Genomic DNA, 23,443 nt, shown 5'->3' on the forward strand with positions numbered 1-23,443 from the left:
AACCGTCATCATTCACTACGGGCTTGTAGCGGTATGCTGTTCGACTTACACCAACCAGCTTACAGGCTGTTCGCTCACTGAATTTGAACTGCTTGATAACGTGTGAGACAACCTGCTTTTTGCTGGCTGGCTTCACCACTTTTTTGATACGACGTCACTCAAGGCTTCGATTTCGAGCATTTTCTCTGCCAAGAGCTTTTTAAGCTTGTTGTTCTCCGACTCAAGCTCTTTTAACCGCTTAGCTTCATTAACGTCTAAACCCGCATACTTGCTGCGCCAGTTATAGAATGTGCCCGTTGATACGCCTAAATCCCGGCATAGGTCTTCGACTTTTACGCCAGATTCGTGGCTTTTGATCGCCTTAATGATTTGCTCTTCCGTGTACCGCTTCTTCATAGTGAGATCTCCGTTTAGATCGTAGACTATCTGGAAATCTCATCGAGGTCATGGTTCTAAATTTGGGGGAAAGGTCAAAATATCCAAGCATTTTAAGACATGCCAAGAGGGCGCAAGCTGGTGGAAAGCTTAACCTTCAGGACAAACTAGAATTACTTCTGGATGACAGTTCTGAAAATTCAATAAACTCATGGGAAGCTGTTCTCTATAGGTCTGTTTTGCACGACGAGGATCTACTCGATTATCTAGAGAACGGCGATCTTCCTGAGAGCATATGAACAATTAATTAGATCGGACAAATTGCCTAATGTCGCACTCCAGATCCCAACCTTTCAGAAAGCCGTAGCGTTCTGGCTCTTGTTCCATCCGCGCGTGATAGTGGCCTTTTCAGCTACAGTGCAGTCGTCAGAGACAATGTTGTTAGTATTCGCTGGGGCCACATAACGAGCGCTCTGAATACGATCTCTCAGGTGCTCTAGAACAGCCCAAACGTTGTTAGCCAAGTTTTCACGGGGGCGATGCTTAAGTGCCTCAATGACGGCCAGCTCTAGAAAAAAGGATGAGAAAGACAAACCATGCCGATACTTCCATATCTTCAGTACACGGATCTCTTCTATCCGTCCACAACCCTTCACCGTCGAGATATGGCTATTTACATCAGTCTGGGTCCAAGAATCAGCCTTACTGCGATAAAGGCTGTGGACGTTCCCGTAATGGGATTGCCGCTTTCCAGGAACCAAATCAATTGAGAAACCATCGATGCGGACACCAATAGATACGTTCTGCCTCCGAGAAACATACCCATCAGCGGTCAGGGACTGAAACAGAGACTCATACATGTGAGACAGGGTTCCTGGCGTAACTGATGATAGGGATAGGAATACATCGGCATCAGTACCCAAAGAGATCCAGGTCCCTTTCGCTAGGGAACCTGAAAAGTAAGCTCTGCTCAGATTCCCATTGCTCCATCGAGCAATCGTGGGGTTGAGCTTCACCCCAGCCGTTTCAGCCCCATCAGCATCGACCGAGTATTTCAGCAATAGCGATCTGAGATAAGTGTCTCCTGACATAGCCACTACTCGTTCCTGTAGATAGGTTGGTCATCAACAAAAAAGCCAGAGGGTTTCTCTGGCTTTTAGGCTTAGGACACTTTATGCGCAAAAATCTGGCTTCGGCAATTCTGCTCAAATTTTGAGCAAAAATAGTCCTTTAAATTCAAAGCGCGGCACTTTATGCGCAAAAACTGTCCGTAACCCCCAGATTACTGGTCCTGTTCAGGACAGCTTATGCGTAAAACCACACTGTCACTTCCAGCAGTTACCTTTAATATCAGCTATCCACACTTGCTGTCGCCGCAATTCAGGCAGGTATAACATCCGTCCATCAGAATAGCGGCTTTTACATTACACTTGTTGCACAGTTGCGCGTCAGCCGGAAATGCGCTGGAACTGTTATCGTTTTTTGCTTCGTTGCTTGCTGGAGCAACCTCTTCAGCCATTGTCTGCTTTTGCCGCTCATCGTACTCTTTGCGTTTATCTGCAATCAGTTTTTTCTGATGCGCATCCAGACAGTCACTTTCGATAAGACCGATCATCTTCATATGGCTTTCAATGGCTTCACCGATCTCAGCAACTAATGAAGGCATAAACTTACCGCCTTTTTTGAAGTAACCCCCTTTGGGATCAAACACAGCCTTAAGCTCTTCAACCATAAAAATGGCATCGCCACCCTTACGGAATACCGCAGAGATAACGCGAGTAAGCGCCAGCACCCACTGAAAGTGCTCCATATTCTTGGAGTTGATAAAAATTTCATAAGGATGACGTTGCTCGTGCTCTGTTCCTTCATTAAGAACAATATCATTAATGGTAATGTAGAGCGCATGCTCTGACATTGGCGTCTTCACTTTATAGGTAGACCCCAGCAACAGCTCAGGACGATCCAGGTTTTCATGGACCTTCTCAAGAGTATCCTGCTGCTCTTCTATTGCTTTCTGAGCGGCTTCTTCCTGATTCGCCTTCTCTTCGGCGGTGATGACCTTATAGCCTACAATGGCTTTTTCTATTTTAACTGCCATGATATATCCTGTTTATTCCGCCTTAGAACATCCCAACACTTATTGGTTAAAACTTCCCGTAGTAGCCTTCTTTCAAGGCATCGAAGAGATTGGCTGCGTTGTGAATTTCACCGTCATATTCAACATCGTCTGTACCTTTTAGCTCAACGACACTGCCATCTTCCAGAGTGAATTGATAAGTGGTGCCCTCCAGATCCTTATCCTTAACAAGTACTCCCTGGAAAGCTTCCGGATTAAACCGGAAAGTTGTGCACCCTTTCAACCCCTGCTCGTAGGCATACTGATAGACATTCTTGAAGTCATCATAAGGATAATCAGTCGGGACATTCGCTGTCTTGGAAATGGAGGAATCAATCCACTTCTGAGATGCCGCTTGAATATCTACATGTTGCTCCGGAGTAATATCTTCAGCGGTGATAAAGTAATCAGGTAATTTCTCATCGGCTTCCTGACTGTAGGGCATCGCCTTGGCATTAATCAACTCGCGGTAAGCCAACAGCTCATAGGAGAAAACATCCACTTTCTCTTTTGATTTTTTACCTTCGCGAATGATATTACGGGAATAATGATGAGCAAAACTTGGCTCAATGCCGTTACTGGCATTATTACCTACGGACAGTGCAATGGTGCCCGTTGGAGCAATTGAGCTGTGGTGAGTAAAACGACAACCGTACTTGGCCAGATCTTCAACCAGTTGCGCATCCTCTTCAGCCACCTTCTGCATATAGCGACTGTATTTTGCGTGCAGAACTTTTCCCGGAACCTTATCACCTGCCTTAAACCCATCATCAGCCATTTCCGGACGCTTACGCAGCATCTCTCCGGTGACTTCAAACTCTTCTTCCATGATTGGAGCCGCGCCTTTCTCTTTCGCAAGCTCTAACCCGGTACGCCATCCCGTCATGGCAAGTTCTTTCGTGACTTTTTCAGTAAAGGCAACAGAGTCTGCCTCACCGTACTTCATCTGCATCATTGTTACTGTGGAACCCAGCCCTAAGTAACCCATGCCATGACGACGCTTACTGTTGATTTCACGACGCTGTTGCTCCAGCGGGAGACCATTGATCGCAATCACGTTATCTAACATGCGAGTGAAGATAGAAACAGTCTTACGGAACCCTTCCCAGTCAAAACGAGCCTTGGCGGTAAATGGGTCCAATACAAATCGAGTCAGATTGACTGAGCCTAACAAGCAACTGCCGTAGGGAGGTAAAGGCTGTTCACCGCAGGGGTTTGTAGCTCGAATATTCTCACAGAACCAGTTGTTGTTCTGTTCGTTAACCTTATCAATCAGAATAAATCCGGGCTCAGCAAAGTCATAGGTAGAGGACATAATCGCGTTCCACAGACGCTGAGCTTTAATGGTCTTGATGATGCGACAGGCAACCAGCCCTGCTTCATTGACCACGTAACCCTCATGGGTCGGCCAGTCACGCCAGATAACAAGAGACTCATCGGCGAGATCAATACCGTCGCGCTCAACCTCTTTTTCAGTCAGCGGAAATGCCAGTCGCCAATCTGTATTTTCACGTACCGCTTCCATAAACTCATCGGTAATCAAAAGCGACAGATTGAATTGACGCAGTCGACCGTCTTCCCGTTTGGCCCGAATAAAGTCCAGTACATCAGGGTGGCCAATATCAAAGGTAGCCATCTGAGCGCCACGACGCCCACCGGCAGATGAGACGGTGAAACACATCTTGTCAAAGATATCCATAAAAGACAGTGGGCCGGATGTATAAGCCCCGGCCCCTGAAACATAAGCATTCTTCGGACGCAGAGTGGAGAACTCATAACCAATACCACAGCCTGCTTTTAGCGTCAGACCCGCTTCCAGGTTCTTCCCCAGGATATCATCCATGGAATCAAAAATAGTGCCAGAGACAGTACAGTTGATCGTGGAAGTCGCAGGCTTATGCTCTTGAGCGCCTGCATTAGACATGACACGACCAGCTGGAACGGCACCGCGATGAAGTGCCCAGAAGAATTTTTCGTACCACTCATCCTGCTTCTTCTTACCTATTTCAACGTCAGCTAAAGCTCGCGCGACACGACGAAAAGTTCCGTCAATATCTTTATCGAGTAGTTCACCTGCTTTTGACTTAAGACGATACTTGGAATCCCAAATATCCAATGAAGCATCCTGATAAGGTATTTCTTTTTCTTCTTGAGTAACGACCTTAAGTGTTGCAGTCATTTGCGCTTGACCTTATTTTCCTGAAGTAACAAGACGTTAGCAGCCATTAATTGGCGACCACTAAGAAACTCCACATATTGTATGCAGCCCCTGGCAATCACACAACATATTGTAGAGCACTCTAATTTAAAAGACTCTGTTCGTTTTTTAATCGTTCAAAAAAAATGACTTTAACGACAACGAAAGTCTGTATCAAGACGGGTTAGCGAACACCAACTTAAAGACTCATTTGAAATAAAAACAAACCTATTTATAACCAATAAGTATCAAAAATTTGTCAGTTTTTTCGCATTGGAAGATCCTTGTGATTTAGCCTAAACACTATATCTAGTTGTACAAAGTGCTGCCTGACACTACCGGTATAGTTAGTATGATTCTATACCTTATAGTTCGGTCTAAATAGCCCGGTCTAAAAATGAAGGTGTAAAATCGATACAGGAGAAAAAAATAGGAAAGATTAAGGAACCACAAGGTTTCAGTAAGCAGGAATAAGAAAAACAGAGCAATCAGGCCGCCTGATTGCTCCCTCTATCAAGAATCAATCGGCTTTAAGTACTCATTATGACGGCGTTCGATAAACCGGAAAACCCAGATAACCAGCATACTCATTGCCAGATAAATAAGCCCTGCAGAAAGGAAAATCTCTATCGGTGTATAGGTTCGGGCAATAATCGTCCGAGCCATTCCCGTCAGATCCAGAATAGTAATGGTGCTGGCAAGTGCACTACCTTTAAGCATCAGAATAATCTCATTACCATAGGCAGGTACAATCATACCAAATGCTCTGGGTAACAAGATGCGTCTATACATCAATGCCTTACCCATCCCAAGGACCTTGGAAGCCTCCACTTCCCCTTTAGGAATGGCCCCGAGCGCTCCTCGAAGTATTTCAGCGGTATAGGCTGAAGTATTCAAACAGAAAGCAATGATCGCACACCAATAAGGTTCACGGAGATAAGGCCATAAAATACTTTCCTTCACCGAGTCAAATTGAGACAGACCGTAATAGACCAGAAAGATCTGCACCAACAAGGGAGTACCACGAAAGAAAAAGATGTAGGCGTATGGCAGCGCTTTGATCCAGAGCTTATCCGAGTGACGTGCCAGCCCAATAGGTACTGCCATCAAAGATCCAATTATTCCGGACACAACAACCAGCTGAATCGTTGTCCAGGCACCTTCCAGTAGCCGAGGAAAATACTGAATAATAACGTCAAAATCCATGATCAGCTCCTCACTAAACCGCGGTTCGCACGCTTTTCAAGATAATGAATGCCCACCATCGAAATAATGGTCAGTGTCAGATAGATAAAAGCAGCTGTCATATAGAATAAAAAAGGCTCCTTGGTAAAGCCTACGGCAACCGTAGATTTTCTCATAATATCTTCCAATCCGACGACAGAAACCAATGCCGTATCCTTTAGCAATACCAGAAAGAGGTTACCCAGCCCCGGTAAGGCAAGACGCCATACCTGAGGGAGTATAAGTCGGAAAAAAACCCGAAACCGCCCCATCCCCAAGACCATGCCCGCTTCGCTCTGTCCTTTTGGTATGGCAATAATAGCGCCACGAAATACCTCTGTTGCATATGCCCCGAATGCCAGGCTCAAGGCGATAACACCAGCAATAAAAGGACTGATTTCGATATATTCTTCATAGCCAAATAAACTGGCGGTGCTCATCAATACCGTAGTTGCCCCGAAATAGATAATCAATACGGTTAACAGCTCAGGAATTCCTCTTAGAACCGTCGTATAGGTATTAGCGATCAGCCTCGCCAGCTGAGAACCAGAAAGTTTGGCAGACGCACCGAGTAAGCCAAAAACCAGACCCACAAGCAGACTGACCATTGCCAGCTCCAGGGTCATTAAGGTACCTTCCCAAAGCTGGGGGCCGAAACCTCTGAGATCGATCATGCTCTAACCTCAATCCTGTTGTTTCTAAACGTTAATACGGAACATGATTGGTGAGTACACTGTCTGTACCAATAGCCGAATTTATACTACTAACAAATAAAAAAGCGATAACTAAAATACACAGAGGCAGCATATGCCACCTCTGTCTCACTTCTATAACCACAATAACTTCTATCACCAGAGTACCGTCATTACGGTACCGCGATAGTGGTACCAGACTGATACAAGCTGCTAAGTAACACTATAGTTACACCCCGCTGAAAGTCATAATCGATATGAGCTTCCAGCGCAGGAAACTGCTAGTGCAGTTGTTGTTCGCTATTAATGAATTTCGTGCTTAATAAATGGAGAATGGGAAGTACTTGGCGTTGATCTTATCGTAAGTACCGTCGTTCAAGATCTTGTTAAGTGCCTTATTAAGCTTGCCACGTAGCTTGTCACCTTTACGAACTGCGATACCGATTTTGTCATCCTTGGCAAAGGCCTCACCCTTAAATTCAAAATTCTTACCGGCATCAGACTTCAGCCAGTTATAAGTGGGCAGCTCATCAGATAAAGCACCGTCTAAACGTCCTGCCTGTAGATCCAGATATACTGCATCGTTGTTATCATAAAGCTTAATGGTAACCACATCGGCCAGATTATCTTCCAGATAGAGTCCGGCAACAGTCGCTCGCTGGGCACCAATAACCTTACCTTTCAAGCCAGCCTTGCTGGTATCAAACTCTTTGTCCTTAGCAGCAAGATAGCGCAAACCACCCGAGTAATATGGATCGGTAAAGTCAACCTGCTTCATACGCTCTTCAGTGATGGACATACTGGCAACAATAGCATCAAACTTTTTCACTTTAAGGGCTGGAATCAGACCATCCCAGTCCTGGGTAACAATCTCACACTCCGCTTTCATTTTTTCACAAAGTGCTTTGGCAATATCAACATCAAAACCCTGAGGTGTACCACTGGAATCGATAAAATTGAAAGGAGCCCAAGCCCCCTCTGTAGCGATTCGAATTTTGTCGGCAGCCTGAGCAACGGTGCTGGTAAAGGCGGTGGCACTGAGCGTTGCAACAGTCAGAGATAGAGCGGTAACTAATTTTTTATTGATTTTCATAACCATTTTCCTATCAACAAGGCTATTTGAGATATAAAAACATCAGATAAACAAACCGAAGCAGCAGCGGCTGCTTCAACTATAAAACCAAGATACTGAAGCGGATACTGCACTAAAAAACACTGGAGATAAATTCCCTGCATCTTTCAGAATTAGGATTTCCAAAGACCTGCTCGGGTGGACCAAACTCTTCTACCTGGCCCTGATGAAGAAACATCACTTTAGAAGAAACTTCACGGGCAAAAGCCATTTCATGCGTCACGATCAGCATTGTGCGGCCTTCTTTCGCCAGATTCCGCATAACCCCGAGTACTTCTCCAACCAATTCAGGATCGAGGGCAGAAGTAGGCTCATCAAATAATAAAACCTGAGGATTCATCGCCAAAGCGCGGGCGATAGCCACTCGTTGCTGCTGGCCTCCAGAGAGCTGTCCGGGATAAAAATCACGACGCTCATAAAGTCCGACTTTCTTCAGCAACACGTCCGCTTGTTCAATAGCCTCCTTGCGGGCTATTTTCAGTACATTGACCGGAGCCTCGATAACATTTTCAATTAACGTCATATGAGGCCAAAGATTAAAATTCTGAAAAACGAAGCCGACCCGCTCACGCATCAGCGTTAACTGCTTTTGACTGGATGCTTCCAGATCACCATGCTTGCCCCGTTTTAACCCCAGAGGCTCTCCGGTGATTGATATTTCTCCCTCAGTCGGGTTTTCCAGAAGATTGATACAACGCAGGAATGTACTCTTGCCGGAACCACTGGAACCAATAATGGAAATCACATCACCATCAGAGGCCTCCAGATCAATCCCCTTAAGCACTTCAAGGGTGCCGAAGGTCTTATGAATATTGGTCAACTTTATCGCAGTATTGCTGTCGGCCATTATGTACTCTCTTATTAGTCTCGAACATGTGACTTATCTGTCCAGAACTTCTGAGTTTAGTCATCTCTACCGAGTTCACTAAACCCTCTGCCCGTCACGGGTCTAGTCAGGCCTGATTTTTATAAATAAGGACCCAATTCGACGATATAGCCCAATATTCTGCACGGATTTAAAAAATAATGCACACAAAAAAGAAACCGAACGGTAAAAATCCGATCAATTAGTCTTATCCTCTTAAATGAAAGCCAATTTCATTAATGACAAAGGTCACAATCCGGAAAGTTGAAGAAAGAAAATTGAAGAAAGAAGAAAAAAATGCAGGCAACCTTCACCGGCTATCGACAGAACGCTGACTAACGACAGCTACCAGGAACGCAGAATTTCAGTCATATCCGTGGCGACAACAGGGCGACTGAACAGGTAGCCCTGCACTTCTTCACAACCCTCTTCTATCAGGAACTCTTTTTGTTCTTCAGTTTCAACACCCTCAGCAATAACATTCAGGTTCAGACTTCGCCCCAAGGCAATAACTGCCCGGGTTATCGCATTGTCATCGGGGTCTTTAGGTACATCACGGACAAAAGAACGATCAATTTTCAGACGAGTAACAGGAAAACGTTTAAGATAAGCCAGTGATGAGTATCCAATACCAAAGTCGTCTATGGCTAACTCAACCCCCAGTGCACGAATACTGTTCATGATATCTATAGACTTTTCCGGATCCTTCATCAAAAAACCTTCAGTCACTTCTAACTCCAGCCATTCTGCCTTGCAGCCGGTTTTCAAAAGCGTTGCTTTTAATGTCGTCAACAGCGCTTCACTGCTGATCTGTTTAACCGAAAGATTAACCGCGACTTTTCCGCTAAACAGCTTTTGCCTGCGCCACTCCACCATTTGTTTACAGGCAGTCGCCATGACCTGCTCACCAAGAGGGATAATCAATCCTGTCTCTTCTGCCAACGGTATAAATTTGTCAGGTGGAACTAACCCCAGTTCCGGGTGCTGCCAGCGAACCAAGGCTTCCATACCGGTAGTCTGTCCGGTAACGGCATTAACCTGCAATTGGTAATAAACCACCAACTCACTATTTTGTAATCCCTGGCGCAAACTTGTTTCCAGAAACATCCGCTCAAAAGCTTGCTCGGTCATATTCTCGGTATAAAAATGGAATGTATTCCTGCCTTCATCTTTGGCCTTATACATTGCCGCATCAGCATTTCTCAGCAATGTTTGAGCACTTTCGCCATCCTGAGGATAAAGGCTGATACCAATACTAGCAGTCAGAAAAAACGGATGATTATCAATAATAAAAGGCGCTTCCAGACTTTGAATCAGCTTCTGAGCGACAAAAGCAGCGTGTCGGGGATCATTCAGTGTTTCGGAAATAAAGGTGAATTCATCACCACCAAGACGGGCCACCGTATCGTCTTCTCGAATACAATTACGAAAACGTCGGGATGCGTCTTTTAGTACCCGATCGCCAAATGCATGCCCCAGGGTATCGTTGATCTCTTTAAAACGATCCAGGTCAACGAACAAGACCGCAACCTGAAAGCCAGATCGATGAGCCTTACTGATAGCTAATTCCAAGCGATCAAGGAAAAGAACCCGATTGGGAAGGTTTGTCAGTGAATCATGATGGGCTAGATGCTGGAGGTGGTCTTTTTGCTGTTTAACTTCATCCAATAACGCCAAATGATCAGTAACATCCCGGGCAACTTCAATAACTCCTCGAATGGAGCCATCAGAATTCAGTAGTGGAGAGGCAATAATTTCTATCCGCTTTACCCCATCAAGGTGTTCAGATAACTGGTAGCTGGCAACGCCCGTTGCCTGTCTGCCGGTTTTCAGAACCGCACGGACAGGACTGTTATCATCGTTTTCACCATCAAAACCTTCGCCCTCTACATCCAAACCATTCAAACCATCCAAATTTAAATCATTAAGATCCAAATCATCAAAAATGTAAGGCAAGTCAGGGTAGTGACGCAGTTTTTCCGGGTCGATGCCAAGCCCTCGTAAATTTGACTTAACCGTCTGGTTCATCAAACGAATACTGTAATCAGGGTTAACCACCAGAACCGAATCGCTAATACCATCAATAACCCCCTGTAGAAATTCACTTTCTTCCTTAACCTGTTGCTCCATAAACCGACGCCGGGTTACGTCCTGAGTAACACTCAGTTGCCGAACCACTTCTCCTTCAGAACTAAAAATGGGGACCGCATGAGTCTCCATCCAGATTTTTCTTCCTTTCAATCCGGTCAGACTAAAGGTCAACGTTCTGCTTTTTCCGGCAAAAACATCATTGTTTAAATCAACAAAGTCCTGCCGATACTCTTCATCCACCAGATTCGATACCACGGAGCCCCCTACCTGGGCGAAACCTTCGGCCTCAACCATACGCAAACCCGCAGCATTCATGCTTAGCACCCGGCAATCACGATCCAGAGTTTTAACACAGGCAGGCTCAGCGTCGATTAACGCCCGCAGGTTCTTTTCACTCCGCCTAAGACTCGCTTCCATCGCCTTACGAGCAGTCACATCTTCGACGAAAGCAATAGCGGCCATAGTGCTGGAGTCTTCTTTTCGCACAGTAACGGCACTGATATGAGTTGAAATATTGTGACCGTCCCGATGCTGCAGTTCGATGTCGTATCGACGATGATCAGTAAAAGGTATCTTGGCGGTCTGTGCGGAAAAAATTTTCTCGTTTGACTCGTCAGTAAATACCATAGGCTTCTTGCCCAGCATTTCCTCCCGAGAATAACCTAACAACGATGTCAGTCGCTTGTTAACATCCAGCGTATTAAGATCAGGATCAACAACCCACATACCTTCGGGCGCAGCATTAAAAATCGTCCGATAACGACGCTCACTATCCGCCAGCTCAGCAGTACGCTGATTGATAATTCTGCGCATCTGCAAAACCATAGACAGCAACAACAATGCAACAATAGCCACAATTACCAGTAATAACCGGACCAGGTGTTGCGCTGTCCACAAAACCCATTCCGGGGCAGAAGACTGCTCCTCATAGGCAAGCCCTTCAATGGAACTGTCAGGTTCTACCAGCTGAAGTTCAACAAAAATATCCTTGATATGCTGCCAGCGATCAGGGTTCATGTGCCCGATCTGCACCAGCAGCGGCTGAATAAGCTCCCGGGATGCCTGAGCTTCATAAAGCAAATGATCTCGGCTCATACCCTGGCTGCTGTACTTTGTTTGAATTAGATCAACCATCTCATCCGGATTAGACAAGGCATAAGCCCAGCCTTTCAGAGTGGCTTTCCTAAACCTTGCGACACGATCAGGGTTGTTTTTGATCTCTTTTTCAGTGGTTGCCAAAATATCACCATAAAAGTCCACCCCGTATAAACGTGGCATCAGATACTGAGGCTGTACGCCTGCCTTCTGAAGCAGGAAGCCCTGATCAGTCACATAAGCGTTAAAGGCATCGGTGTTATTGCGAAGCAGATCTTTGGCATCAAAACTACTGGCCTGACGCTGGAAATCATTATCTGTTAAGCCACCCCGTCTTAGCATTGCATGCAATGCAGCATCCTCAACACCAGGCCCCAGCATAATGCGCTTTCCGGCCAGATCCTGAACACTCTTTATACCGGCATCCGCGCGCACCAGTAACGCATAAGCACTGTGCTGAAAAATTGCAGCCAAAGCCACCAATGGCGCCCCTGAAGATCGCCGAATGAGAATGTCCGATCCAGTAACGGCATAGTCTGCATCGCCATCAAGCAGTACCTGTGCCGGTGCCCGATCCTGCTGATGCTCAAGTAACCGGACCGTTAATCCTGCCTCTCGATAAAAACCCTGCTCAATCGCCGCATAGTATCCGGAAAACTGAAACTGGTGCCGCCATTTCAGCTGTAACGTGACTGACTCCAGCGATCTGGTTTCGGCACCAGGGTTCTTGTATTCAGCCTTCACAGCTAAGGGGAAAAGAATGAGAGAGAACAGAATCAGTCGGAAACAAAGACGCACCGAACAACACTGGCAATAACGATGATGTGATTCGACCACTGCTTTCACCGACCTGACAACTCGACTCGAACAATTGAGTCAATCTGTAAGTAAATATCTTTTGAGTAGGACACTGCTCTTACGATTAATGCGTAGTTGATTTGACCTGCTTTACCACCAGACTGATCAGAACGCCAATGGAGTAAAGAAATAATATAGTAAATTCAGAAATTTAACGACAGGATCTTGGAACTATGCTGATTCAGACTGACAGAATCAGCAGCCGTGCGCCGATATCCCTTATCTATATCAGTCTGAGCTAAGCCGATAGAATCCACCTCTGGCGTAGCAGTCCATTTCCCTTCTGATAAAAGCCCCGGGATGTAAACAAACCCATAGCATTTAAGTTATAGCATTTAAGTTAAAGCTCGAAATAGGCAGAGGTTCTCTGAGCAACCCTGACTCCTTGTTCTACACTTTCCAGGTTTATCACTGACTATCGGAAAAATTAGTGGACTAGCAAAAAAGTGACAAACACCACTGAGATTTTATCTAACGAATTGTAATTAAAAACTATTTTCTCTATTCAGCCATTACGGTCAAAGGTATTTCAATGGCCGCAAAGAAAACAACTATACGCATGCGTATTGACACACAAACGCATCAACAATACGATAGCGTATAGTTAGCGTTAAGTCATGGTTTGGATAATGAGCCGCTAGACGCATAAATTGAATTGACCACGGGAGCAACATGATGATTTCTAGCTATAAGGAATTTAATTTCGGACTTGGTGAAACCCTGGATATGCTACGCGAACAAGTGAACGCGTTTGCCGCCAGCGAAATCGCTCCTCGTGCAGAACAGATTGATCAGGACAACGAGTTCCCAGCAGACCTATGGCGTAAATTTGGTGATATGGGACTTTTGGGAATCACCGTAAAGGAGGAACATGGCGGGGTAGAAATGGGTTATCTTGCCCATGTTATCGCCATGCAGGAAATCAGCCGCGCCTCGGCGTCGGTAGCCCTTTCTTACGGTGCCCATTCCAATCTTTGTGTCAATCAGATTCATCGCAATGGTAATGATCAACAACGCGCCAAATACCTGCCAAAACTGCTGACAGGAGAGCATATAGGCGCCTTGGCCATGTCGGAACCCAACGCCGGTTCCGATGTCGTCAGCATGAGACTGACAGCCCGTAAAAACGGTGATCACTTTATTCTGAATGGCAACAAGATGTGGATTACCAATGGTCCTGATGCCAATGTTTATGTGGTTTACGCAAAAACAGATCATGATAAGGGCCCTCATGGAATTACTGCCTTTATTATCGAGCGTGATGCTCCTGGCTTCTCCCGGGCACAAAAACTGGACAAGCTGGGTATGCGCGGCTCCAACACCTGCGAGCTGGTATTCGAGGATTGTATAGTCCCAGAGGAGAACATCCTCGGCCAATACAACGGTGGCGTAAAGGTACTGATGAGCGGCCTCGACTATGAGCGCCTGGTTCTTTCGGGTGGCCCACTGGGTATTATGGATGCTTGCATGGATATAGCTGTGCCTTACATACGGGATCGCCAACAATTTGGTAAAGCAATCGGTGAATTCCAGTTGGTGCAAGGAAAGATCGCAGATATGTATACCCGCATGAACGCAGCGAAATCCTATGTCTATGCCGTGGCCCAATCCTGTGACCGTGGTGAAACTACACGCAAAGATGCGGCGGGAGCTATCCTTTATTCAGCAGAGCTGGCTACACAGTTGTCACTGGATGCCATCCAGCTACTGGGAGGTAACGGCTATATTAACGAATTTGCTACCGGTCGACTGCTGCGGGACGCCAAACTTTATGAAATTGGTGCAGGCACCTCAGAAATCCGTCGTATGTTGATTGGTCGTGAGTTGTTCAACCAGAACTAGATCACAGATTTCACTGCCAGTCGTGCTCTGTCATCCTGCATTGATGACAAGCACCCTGGCATCAATCAAGAACAGGCATGCAGCCAAAACCGATTGACCCATTGCCGGTACCGGCTCAGCACATAAGCACCCGGTACTCAGGGTTAACAGCCAACAACAATTGAGACAAAAGATTCCGGGACAAGACCATGGCGATAATTAGCACTAAGATAAACAGCCGCGCTCAAGAATTCTTGGCCAACAAAGAATCCATGCAAGCCGTTGTAGATGATCTCCGGGGCAAAATAGAAGAGATCAGTCAAGGTGGCGGTCAGAAGTATCAGGAACGCCATAAGGCCCGTGGAAAGATGCTGCCACGCGAGCGTATTAATTACTTGCTGGATGAAGGGTCTCCCTTCCTGGAACTGTCACAGTTAGCAGGTTACAAGCTCTATGACGACGAGGAGTCTGCCGCCGGTGGTGTAATCTCAGGAATTGGTCGTGTCAGTGGCCAGGAATGTATGATTATCGCCAATGACCCGACGGTTAAAGGCGGCTCCTACGCCCCGATTACCGTCAAGAAGCATCTGCGTGCGCAGGCCATTGCCGAAAAAAATCACCTCACCTGCATTTATCTGGTGGAATCCGGCGGTGCCAACCTCCCACGCCAGGACGATGTTTTTCCTGATCGCGATCATTTTGGTCGTATTTTTTACAATCAGGCCAGAATGTCAGCCAAGGGAATCCCACAAATTGCTGTTGTCATGGGACTTTGTACCGCAGGTGGAGCTTACGTTCCCGCAATGGCTGATGAAAGTATCATCGTGCGAAACCAGGGAACTATTTTTCTGGCGGGTCCACCTCTGGTTAAAGCCGCTACCGGTGAAGTGGTTTCTGCCGAAGAGTTAGGCGGTGCAGATGTGCACTGCAAGACTTCCGGTGTTGCAGATCATTATGCTCAAAATGACAAACATGCGCTTGAGTTGGCCCGTAGCTCGGTTTCCCGTCTTAATCGCAAGAAAGAAATCAGCCTTGATGTACAGCCCAGCGTTGAGCCACTTTACCCGGCTGAAGAAATTTATGGCGTTGTCGGTACCAGCCTGAAGAAACCCTACGATGTACGTGAAGTCATTGCCCGGATAATCGACGGGTCTGATTTTGATGAGTTCAAACGTTTCTACGGCACGACCCTGGTCACTGGATTTGCCCGCATCCATGGTTATCCAGTGGGTATCATCGCCAATAACGGAGTGCTTTACTCTGAATCTGCCCAAAAAGGTGCACATTTCATTGAACTCTGCTGTCAACGAAAAATACCACTCCTGTTCCTGCAGAACGTAACCGGCTTCATGGTGGGTTCCAAATATGAAGCAGAAGGCATTGCCAAGCATGGAGCCAAGATGGTTACTGCGGTTTCCTGTGCAGAGGTTCCAAAATTGACTGTACTTATCGGCGGCAGTTTTGGTGCGGGAAACTACGGCATGTGTGGCCGGGCCTTTGACCCCAACTTCCTGTGGATGTGGCCTAATGCACGGATCTCGGTCATGGGTGGTGAACAGGCTGCCGGTGTAATGGCTCAGGTCAAGAAAGATAATATGGAACAACGGGGAGAAAGCTGGTCCGCTGAAGAGGAAGCGTCCTTCAAGAAGCCGATAATGGATATGTATGAGCACCAGGGACACCCCTACTACGCCAGTTCCCGACTATGGGACGACGGTGTCATCGATCCGGCACAAACCCGAGACGTTATCGGGATGGCATTATCAGCGACCCTGAATAAAGAGATCGAAGAAACCCGTTTTGGTGTATTCCGAATGTAAGCAGAACCTCAAAGTACATCAACGAATCTGACTCTGAATAAGTCTGCCAAGGAGATTTACGTGTCCACTGAAAATGCATCCGGCAACCAGCAAACCGCGAACATGCAGTCCAATGATAAGGTGTTGTTGACTCGCGATGAACGCGGCATAGCCACTCTCTGCCTTAACAGACCAGAGGTTCATAACGCCTTTGATGATGAGGTTATCAGCCTCTTGATTGCTCATCTTGAGACTCTGAAGAATGATCCGACCATTCGTGCATTGGTTTTAAGGTCAAACGGCAAAAATTTCTCTGCTGGCGCTGATCTGAACTGGATGCGCAGTATGGCGAAAAACAATCATCAGGAGAACATTGAGGACGCCGGTCGTCTGGCTCTGCTGATGAAAAGTCTCAATGAGCTGCCCAAACCCAGTATTGCACTGGTTCAGGGCGCTGCTTATGGCGGCGCCGTTGGCCTTGCCGCCTGTTGCGATATAGTCGTTGCCTGTGAAGCAAGCAGTTTTTGCCTCAGCGAAGTAAAAATAGGCTTAGTCCCCGCCGTTATCAGCCCTTATGTAGTACGCGCTATCGGCGAGCGTCAGTCCCGCCGCTACTTTTTGACGGCCGAGGCCTTCAGCAGCTCTCAAGCTCAGGCATTCGGACTGATTCATGAAGTGGTCAGTGATCAGGAGCACCTGGATGAGGCCAGGGAACGACTGCTAAAACCACTACTGAACAACAGCCCTCAAGCGGTAACGGCAGCCAAAGATCTGGTTTTTGCCGTAAGCCAAAAGGAAATAGACACTCAGGTCATAGATGATACGGCAGAGCGAATAGCCGGCATCCGAGTCAGCAGCGAAGGACAAGAGGGACTGAACGCTTTTCTTAATAAGCGAAAACCAAATTGGATTGCGTAGATTTTTAAACCAAACAGATCAGCATACCGTTGACAGTGATCGCCACACACTTGGCCGAAACAAAATTTGATCCTCTACATGTTGATCACACTAAAAGCTAAAGCAGGTTCAATACCATGTTTAACAAGATTCTGATTGCCAATCGCGGTGAAATTGCCTGCCGCATTATTGATACAGCTCACCGAATGGGCATTCAATGTGTCGCTGTCTATTCAGAGGCTGACCGTAACGCTCGCCATGTAGCCTTAGCTGACGAAGCGTTTTTACTGGGTCCTGCCCCCAGTAAGGACAGTTACCTGAAATCGGATCTGATTTTACAAATAGCCAAACAGTCCGGCGCTCAGGCGATTCACCCGGGCTATGGTTTTCTTTCCGAAAATGCAGACTTTGCCCGCGCCTGCGAAAGCAACAATATCGAGTTCATCGGTCCTCCGGCATCAGCTATCGATTCAATGGGCTCCAAAAGTGCCGCAAAAAGCATTATGGAAAGCGCGAATGTTCCTCTGGTGCCTGGTTATCATGGCGACGATCAAAGCCGCGAACTCATCAAAAATGAAGCGAATCGTTGTGGTTACCCCGTTTTACTGAAAGCTGTCGCAGGGGGTGGCGGTAAGGGGATGAGAGTCGTTTGGCAGGAATCAGAGTTTGATGAAGCCTTCAACGCTGCCCGGCGTGAAGGAGAAAGCAGCTTTGGCAATGGGGATCTGCTGGTAGAAAAGTACCTCACCAAACCTCGCCATGTGGAGCTTCAGGTATTTGCCGACAAATCGGGACATGCGGTTTATCTGGCTGACCGTGACTGTTCAGTGCAACGTCGACATCAGAAAGTCATTGAAGAAGCCCCTGCCCCTGATATTCCTGAAGATATCCGTTGCGCCATGGGTCAGGCAGCCATACAGGCAGCGAGAGCAATCAATTATGTAGGTGCGGGCACCGTTGAATTTCTCTACGATGAAGACGGTTCCTTCTACTTTATGGAAATGAATACCCGACTGCAGGTAGAACACCCTGTATCTGAACTGATCACCCGCCAGGATTTGGTCGAGTGGCAACTGCGGGTAGCAGCCGGAGAGGACCTGCCATTAGCTCAGGAACAGATTCAGGTTGAAGGTCATGCCATCGAAGTGAGGGTATACGCCGAAGACCCTGACAACGACTTCCTACCTGCAACCGGTACTCTGAAATACCTCCGTACCCCTACCGAAAATCGTCATGTACGAGTGGATACCGGAGTCATCGAAGGAGACGAAGTCAGCATTTACTACGATCCGATGATTGCTAAGCTGATTGTCTGGGATGAAAGCCGGGATCAGGCGCTGTCCCGAATGAGTAGTGCCCTGAAGGACTATCAGATCTGTGGCCTTACAACCAACCTCAACTTCTTAAGTAACCTAGTCCAGGCACCCGCCTTCAAGGCCTTTGATGTGGACACCGGGTTTATTGAAAAAAACCAGAACGTACTGTTCGGTGAAGCAGACCACAATCAGCATCAATCAATTGCGCTGGCCGCTTGCTATCTGACACTGGATAAAAAGCGTCGCTCCAGCAACCCACAGGACCCAACCTCCCCGTTCAACCAACTGAATAACTGGCGGCTAAACAGCAGCTGTGCTCACCCTTACGAATTGGTGCACGGTGACAACAGTTATCAGGTCAATGTCTTAGAGCTGGCAAACGGTTTCGAGATTACCCTCAACAACACGACTTACGAAGTGAAAGGGAAGCTTGAGGCAGAGCAGTTAACGGCAACCCTGAACGGCCATCAGTTCAGTGTCTCCGTTTTTCAGGATGGACAGGAACTGACACTTTTCCAGGATGGCCATACCTTCACTTGTCAGCGCCACGTCGAAATGTTTGGCGAACATGAGGATGACACTGCCGGTTCTCTCTGTGCTCCCATGAACGGTACTGTCGTAGCCATACTGAAGGAGCCGGGCAGCAAGGTCGAAGCAGGCGAAGGATTGATCGTGATAGAAGCCATGAAGATGGAGCAAACAATCGCAGCCCCCTATGAGGGTACAGTGACAGAATTGTTTTATCAGCCAGGGGATCTGGTTAATGAAGGCTCCGAACTGCTTGCGTTAACCCCAGTATCCGAGAACAATTCAGCAGATGGGGATGCGTAACATGAGCCTGCCCGATAAAGTCCGTATCGTTGAAGTGGGTCCACGGGACGGTCTGCAAAATGAAAAAGGTCCCGTTATCGATACGGCCATCAAGATTGAACTAATCCATCGCCTGGCGAATGCAGGATTAACTTATATCGAGTCAGCCAGCTTTGTCTCCCCAAAGTGGGTGCCCCAGATGGGTGATGCGGCTGATGTAATCAGGGGGATCAATCGCCAGCCAGGTATCACCTATGCTGCGCTAACCCCGAATATGAAAGGGCTGGAAGCGGCGTTAGAGGCCGGAGTCAAAGAGGTTGCAGTGTTCGGTGCTGCCTCAGAAAGCTTCACCCAAAAGAATATCAACTGCTCAATAGCCGAAAGTCTGGAACGTTTTCAACCGGTATTGGAAACCGCGCTTGCTGCGGGTGTCAAAGTACGCGGTTATGTTTCCACCACCCTCGGTTGCCCCTACGAAGGTGAGATTGCCCCAGCAAAGGTTGCTGAAGTCAGTCAGCTCCTTTTTGACATGGGCTGTTACGAGATTTCACTGGGAGATACCATTGGCACCGGCACGCCGCTGAAAGCAAAAAGAATGCTGGAAGCGGTCAGCAAGAGCATTCCTATGGGATTCCTGGCGGCTCACTTTCATGATACCTACGGTCAGGCGCTTGCCAATCTGTATGCCGCACTGGAAGAAGGTTTGGCTGTTATTGACACTTCAGTAGCCGGTCTGGGTGGATGCCCCTACGCCAAAGGCGCCTCTGGAAACGTTGCGACAGAAGATGTGGTCTATATGCTAAATGGCCTGGAAATAGAAACGGGCATTGATCTACCCAAGCTCGTCGAAGCCGGACAATATATTATCGAGCACCTTGGACGACATAACGGCTCCAAAGTGGCCCTGGCCTGCGGGAGCTAAATCCCGCTTTTAATCTCCTCACTCTTTTCAACTCCCTGGCCACAGCCTCTGTTTTCTATATGCCGTAAGTTTGGTTCCCAAAAATGTTGATATATTCAACACCTTTGGGAAAGAGGACCCTGGACAGACTAGACTAACCAATGGGCAACTCAACCATCACTTTGACCATCAGGACTTTCTGTTGCGCTTGTGAGGTCCTGATATAACATGATGCTGATATGCATGAGCGACAACTCATAAACAACTATGATTACTTCGCCCCGTCTATCAAAAGTTCTTAAAACCTATCAGCACAGTCATCAGGTTCAATTATGTTGCTATCACTAAAATCCACCTTGACGACCTGGTTGACCATTGCCCTGCTGTCACCAGGCTTACCGGTAGCCGCCGCAGACGTTCGGATGTCATTCGGCGAAAAAATACCTCCGTTTTGTTTCCCTGAAACAGACTCCGGAATTGAGCTTGAGGTCATAGGGGAAGCTTTGGCCCACCGTGGCCATGTGCTGAAGCCGAGCTACTTCCCGCTTGCAAGAATTCCCCTGGCATTTAAAACGGGGTATGTGGACGCTTCGATGACGGATCTGGGTGAAGACCTTACCCATTTTGGAGGGCACTACGGCAATCCTGCCGTCTGGTATGACAACGTATTCATAACATTGAAAGAAAAAAACCTGACAATATCCAAACCCGAAGATCTCCGGGGGCTAACTGTACTGTCTTTTCAAGGGGCGATAAAACGCTACCCTGAATGGCTTCAACCCGTTAAAGACGCCGGAAATTACAGAGAGGAGAACAATCAGTTCCTGCAGGCACTGACACTGGTCAGAGGCAGATATGACGTTGTTTTGAGCGATAGAACGATCTTTAAATACAACTATGCCCGCTTGAAAAAAGGTATCTCTGGTGAGCTGAACCCGGTTCAGGAACATCGCTTTGTGACACTGAACCTGATGGATTACAGACCTGTTTTCAGAGATAAAAATATCCGTGATGACTTTAATGCGGGGCTGCAACACCTAAGGAAAACAGGAAGAATCCAAAAGATATACGATAAATATCTGGGAAAATAGGCACTGAAAATTTTACGAAACGAAGAAAATATCTTTAGTATTAATCAGGCAAAAACGTTAGCCCCCTTCAATCGAAAAACAATAGTAAGCCTTTAATTATATTGTGATAAATACCTTCATTGCATTGAACTCTCTGGTATCTCCAATAAAAGATCAGTAACCCCAACATCAACATTCTCCTGACTAAGAAGTGTCGAGACCTGCCCTCTGTGATAAGTTTTGTGATTAAATAAGTGTTGCACTAATTGGCCGAAGTTTTTTACAGAAGATTGCCCCTTAGTGTTCTTATAACTTAAGGATTGCTTGTAGGACTGGTCATTTCGCTGCGCTCTCTTCCTGGCATCTGACCGTTCTAGAGCCCACAGAGAACACAATGGACTTATTTATAGGTTCCTTCGTTCAAAACTGGTTTTCAATGACATAAAACCTATCCTTCTGGAACCGGTTACTCGAATTCAAATGATCGATTCTGAAAAACCTAAGTCGTCTGTTATGTAATCAAACAGTCATATACTCAGTACAGAATAGACTGTTCAACTATTAATCAATGTCGGTTTTACGAATAGTGCAGGCAATAGCAATACAGAACCTATTGATGTTATCGTTGCTCACATGGATTAGGCTCAAGGAATGACTCAAACAGAGGCAACGGTCATACCTTATCAAATCACAACATATCCTGATATTTCCACGATAAGAATTCTCCGGATTCTTATCGCTCTGTTGGTTTTATGGGGATTGAATTTATCAGAGTCTCAAGCGCAGGATCGTGATCAACATCTGCGCATAGGGTTCAATAATGTAGAATCTTATCCCTATTTTTTAGGAACAGGAGCAAGCTTAAGTTCTCCTCCGGGTATTTCTATCGAGATCATAAACCAGGCAGCTGAAGTCCTGGGGTTTTCTGTAGACTACCTTCGAATGCCTGGGCAGCGAGTTTTGCAGGAATTGAAAAAAGGCAATCTGGACGCTGCCTTTATCTTTTCACACAAGCAGGACCGGCTTCAATACGGTCGCTATCCGACCACAAATGGCCTTATTGATAGAGACTATCGCATGGCTTCACTGTCATATATGTTATACCGCCCCAAAGGAAGCAAACTGGACTGGGACGGTGAGTATTTTCATAACCTCTCTGGAAAGCTGGCAGCTAATCTGAACTATTCTATCGTCAATGAATTAAGAGCGCAGGGAGTATCGGTCACAGACGCAAAAAGTACGCCTTATATCTTTCGAATGCTCGCAGCAAAAAGAGTTGCAGGAGTTGTCGATCAAGAAACAGTCGCTGATAGCCACTTAAGTCAGCTTACAAACGCTCCCTTTGAAAAAGTGACAATCCCTATCGCACGAAAAGATTACTACTTGCTTTTCAGTCATCAGTTTTCGGATATCAATCCAAAAAAAGCAGACGAAATCTGGCAGTTTATTGCAGATTATCGAGACCTTATCATTCGCGATAAACTGCCAACTTATAAAGCACTGCATGAAAACCAACCAGAACAATAAAAGAACCTTATTAAACAGAATAAAATCGATCAAAACGAAAAAAAACAAGTGTGGCCAGGAAGAACAAAGTCTTATATAAGAAAGATAACAATTTGGTTACTTAATACCATCTCGCACGCATGGAACAGACAATGCAAGCTTCCCCTATTGTTGATATTGAAAATGAATATCCACACATCCACAGCACCACCGTGCATAGATCAGGTGACCTTGTTTTTGAACTGTATAAGAATGGATATAAAAACAAGGTCAGAACAGTCAGATCAATTACCAAAAGCATCCTTTCAACGCTGTACGGGATAGCCTTACAGCAAGGTGAGTTAAAAAGTCTGGATGATAGGGTGATCTCTTATTTTCCTGAATATCTGTCAAATAATCTCGACAGCCAACTCAGTAAAGTCTCAATTCGCCATTTGCTGTCCATGACATCCGGTCTGGATTGCTGTGACCGTCAGGCCAGAGGTTTCTTTAAGAGTAAAAACTGGACCAAATTCTATATATTAACCCGGCGTACAAATAGACGAATTATGGTACACTGCCGGGTATGAATAAAACTGATGCCCGCAAGCTATCTTCTGAAATACAACAACACAATCGAGACTTGGCTATTCGGCTCTTTGGACAGGGCCAGACGCGAAAGCAAATAGCTGAAATTGT

General features: G+C 46.5%; 17 protein-coding genes and 1 pseudogene. 8 read left to right on the top strand and 10 right to left on the bottom strand.

Going from position 1 to position 23,443, the window contains the following annotated elements; all coding sequences use genetic code 11:
- From BGP75_RS08570 to BGP75_RS08615, 9 genes and pseudogenes are all read right to left on the bottom strand, one after another.
- A pseudogene (locus BGP75_RS08570) lies at positions 1–396 on the bottom strand (transposase); the annotation flags it as partial.
- A 332-nt stretch (positions 397–728) separates the two neighbouring features.
- Positions 729–1,472 carry a hypothetical protein gene (locus tag BGP75_RS08580; protein ID WP_083704707.1) on the bottom strand — a complete coding sequence of 248 codons (744 nt, stop codon included), beginning with the start codon at positions 1,470–1,472 and terminating at the stop codon, positions 729–731.
- Between the two features lie 257 nt (positions 1,473–1,729).
- Positions 1,730–2,473 carry an NrdJb gene (locus BGP75_RS08585; protein WP_076717733.1) on the bottom strand — a complete coding sequence of 248 codons (744 nt, stop codon included), beginning with the start codon at positions 2,471–2,473 and terminating at the stop codon, positions 1,730–1,732.
- Between the two features lie 46 nt (positions 2,474–2,519).
- Positions 2,520–4,670: an adenosylcobalamin-dependent ribonucleoside-diphosphate reductase gene (locus BGP75_RS08590; protein WP_076717736.1), complete on the bottom strand. Its 2,151-nt coding sequence runs from the start codon at positions 4,668–4,670 to the stop codon at positions 2,520–2,522.
- A 531-nt stretch (positions 4,671–5,201) separates the two neighbouring features.
- On the bottom strand, positions 5,202–5,894 hold the full coding sequence (locus BGP75_RS08595) for an ABC transporter permease (protein ID WP_076717738.1): 693 nt from the start codon (positions 5,892–5,894) through the stop codon (positions 5,202–5,204).
- 2 nt (positions 5,895–5,896) lie between these two features.
- Positions 5,897–6,586, bottom strand: a complete 690-nt coding sequence (locus BGP75_RS08600; protein WP_076717740.1) for an ABC transporter permease — start codon at positions 6,584–6,586, stop codon at positions 5,897–5,899.
- Positions 6,587–6,923: 337 nt separating this feature from the next.
- The gene (locus BGP75_RS08605) at positions 6,924–7,697 is read right to left on the bottom strand and encodes an ABC transporter substrate-binding protein (RefSeq protein ID WP_076717742.1); all 774 of its coding nucleotides are present in this window, start codon (positions 7,695–7,697) and stop codon (positions 6,924–6,926) included.
- 112 nt (positions 7,698–7,809) lie between these two features.
- Positions 7,810–8,583, bottom strand: coding sequence for an ABC transporter ATP-binding protein (locus BGP75_RS08610; RefSeq protein WP_076717744.1), 774 nt, complete (start codon positions 8,581–8,583; stop codon positions 7,810–7,812).
- Between the two features lie 363 nt (positions 8,584–8,946).
- On the bottom strand, positions 8,947–12,624 hold the full coding sequence (locus BGP75_RS08615; RefSeq protein WP_158070078.1) for an EAL domain-containing protein: 3,678 nt from the start codon (positions 12,622–12,624) through the stop codon (positions 8,947–8,949).
- 696 nt (positions 12,625–13,320) lie between these two features.
- Here BGP75_RS08615 and BGP75_RS08620 point away from each other — a divergent pair.
- The 6 genes from BGP75_RS08620 (at position 13,321) to BGP75_RS08645 (ending at position 21,280) form a co-directional block, all read left to right on the top strand.
- Positions 13,321–14,487, top strand: coding sequence for an isovaleryl-CoA dehydrogenase (locus tag BGP75_RS08620; RefSeq protein WP_076717762.1), 1,167 nt, complete (start codon positions 13,321–13,323; stop codon positions 14,485–14,487).
- A 188-nt stretch (positions 14,488–14,675) separates the two neighbouring features.
- Positions 14,676–16,286, top strand: a complete 1,611-nt coding sequence (locus BGP75_RS08625; protein ID WP_076717749.1) for a carboxyl transferase domain-containing protein — start codon at positions 14,676–14,678, stop codon at positions 16,284–16,286.
- A 102-nt stretch (positions 16,287–16,388) separates the two neighbouring features.
- The gene (locus tag BGP75_RS08630) at positions 16,389–17,183 is read left to right on the top strand and encodes an enoyl-CoA hydratase/isomerase family protein (RefSeq protein WP_076717764.1); all 795 of its coding nucleotides are present in this window, start codon (positions 16,389–16,391) and stop codon (positions 17,181–17,183) included.
- A 116-nt stretch (positions 17,184–17,299) separates the two neighbouring features.
- Positions 17,300–19,309, top strand: a complete 2,010-nt coding sequence (locus BGP75_RS08635; protein ID WP_076717751.1) for an acetyl/propionyl/methylcrotonyl-CoA carboxylase subunit alpha — start codon at positions 17,300–17,302, stop codon at positions 19,307–19,309.
- A gap of 1 nt (position 19,310) precedes the next feature.
- Complete coding sequence (locus tag BGP75_RS08640) at positions 19,311–20,210, top strand: hydroxymethylglutaryl-CoA lyase (protein WP_076717766.1); 900 nt, start codon at positions 19,311–19,313, stop codon at positions 20,208–20,210.
- Positions 20,211–20,521: 311 nt separating this feature from the next.
- Positions 20,522–21,280, top strand: coding sequence for an ABC transporter substrate-binding protein (locus BGP75_RS08645; protein ID WP_198939312.1), 759 nt, complete (start codon positions 20,522–20,524; stop codon positions 21,278–21,280).
- Between the two features lie 116 nt (positions 21,281–21,396).
- Here the strand turns inward: BGP75_RS08645 and BGP75_RS08650 are convergent, their stop codons facing one another.
- Positions 21,397–21,654, bottom strand: a complete 258-nt coding sequence (locus BGP75_RS08650) for a DinB family protein (protein WP_076717753.1) — start codon at positions 21,652–21,654, stop codon at positions 21,397–21,399.
- Between the two features lie 256 nt (positions 21,655–21,910).
- Here BGP75_RS08650 and BGP75_RS08655 point away from each other — a divergent pair, with 256 nt between their 5' ends.
- Complete coding sequence (locus BGP75_RS08655) at positions 21,911–22,786, top strand: ABC transporter substrate-binding protein (RefSeq protein ID WP_076717755.1); 876 nt, start codon at positions 21,911–21,913, stop codon at positions 22,784–22,786.
- Positions 22,787–22,917: 131 nt separating this feature from the next.
- Positions 22,918–23,334: a serine hydrolase gene (locus tag BGP75_RS08660; protein WP_076717757.1), complete on the top strand. Its 417-nt coding sequence runs from the start codon at positions 22,918–22,920 to the stop codon at positions 23,332–23,334.
- Positions 23,335–23,443: the final 109 nt, after the last annotated feature.

The organism is Motiliproteus sp. MSK22-1 (genome assembly GCF_001968815.1).
Lineage (GTDB): Bacteria > Pseudomonadota > Gammaproteobacteria > Pseudomonadales > Balneatricaceae > Motiliproteus.

Coding starts and splice junctions, on each gene's coding strand:
- BGP75_RS08610 (WP_076717744.1), bottom strand. CDS start 8,583: ATGGCCGACAGCAATACTGCGATAAAGTTGACCAATATTCATAAGACC.
- BGP75_RS08640 (WP_076717766.1), top strand. CDS start 19,311: ATGAGCCTGCCCGATAAAGTCCGTATCGTTGAAGTGGGTCCACGGGAC.
- BGP75_RS08590 (WP_076717736.1), bottom strand. CDS start 4,670: ATGACTGCAACACTTAAGGTCGTTACTCAAGAAGAAAAAGAAATACCT.
- BGP75_RS08605 (WP_076717742.1), bottom strand. CDS start 7,697: ATGAAAATCAATAAAAAATTAGTTACCGCTCTATCTCTGACTGTTGCA.
- BGP75_RS08585 (WP_076717733.1), bottom strand. CDS start 2,473: ATGGCAGTTAAAATAGAAAAAGCCATTGTAGGCTATAAGGTCATCACC.
- BGP75_RS08645 (WP_198939312.1), top strand. CDS start 20,522: ATGTTGCTATCACTAAAATCCACCTTGACGACCTGGTTGACCATTGCC.
- BGP75_RS08655 (WP_076717755.1), top strand. CDS start 21,911: ATGACTCAAACAGAGGCAACGGTCATACCTTATCAAATCACAACATAT.
- BGP75_RS08635 (WP_076717751.1), top strand. CDS start 17,300: ATGTTTAACAAGATTCTGATTGCCAATCGCGGTGAAATTGCCTGCCGC.
- BGP75_RS08595 (WP_076717738.1), bottom strand. CDS start 5,894: ATGGATTTTGACGTTATTATTCAGTATTTTCCTCGGCTACTGGAAGGT.
- BGP75_RS08630 (WP_076717764.1), top strand. CDS start 16,389: ATGCAGTCCAATGATAAGGTGTTGTTGACTCGCGATGAACGCGGCATA.
- BGP75_RS08620 (WP_076717762.1), top strand. CDS start 13,321: ATGATTTCTAGCTATAAGGAATTTAATTTCGGACTTGGTGAAACCCTG.
- BGP75_RS08660 (WP_076717757.1), top strand. CDS start 22,918: ATGCAAGCTTCCCCTATTGTTGATATTGAAAATGAATATCCACACATC.
- BGP75_RS08600 (WP_076717740.1), bottom strand. CDS start 6,586: ATGATCGATCTCAGAGGTTTCGGCCCCCAGCTTTGGGAAGGTACCTTA.
- BGP75_RS08625 (WP_076717749.1), top strand. CDS start 14,676: ATGGCGATAATTAGCACTAAGATAAACAGCCGCGCTCAAGAATTCTTG.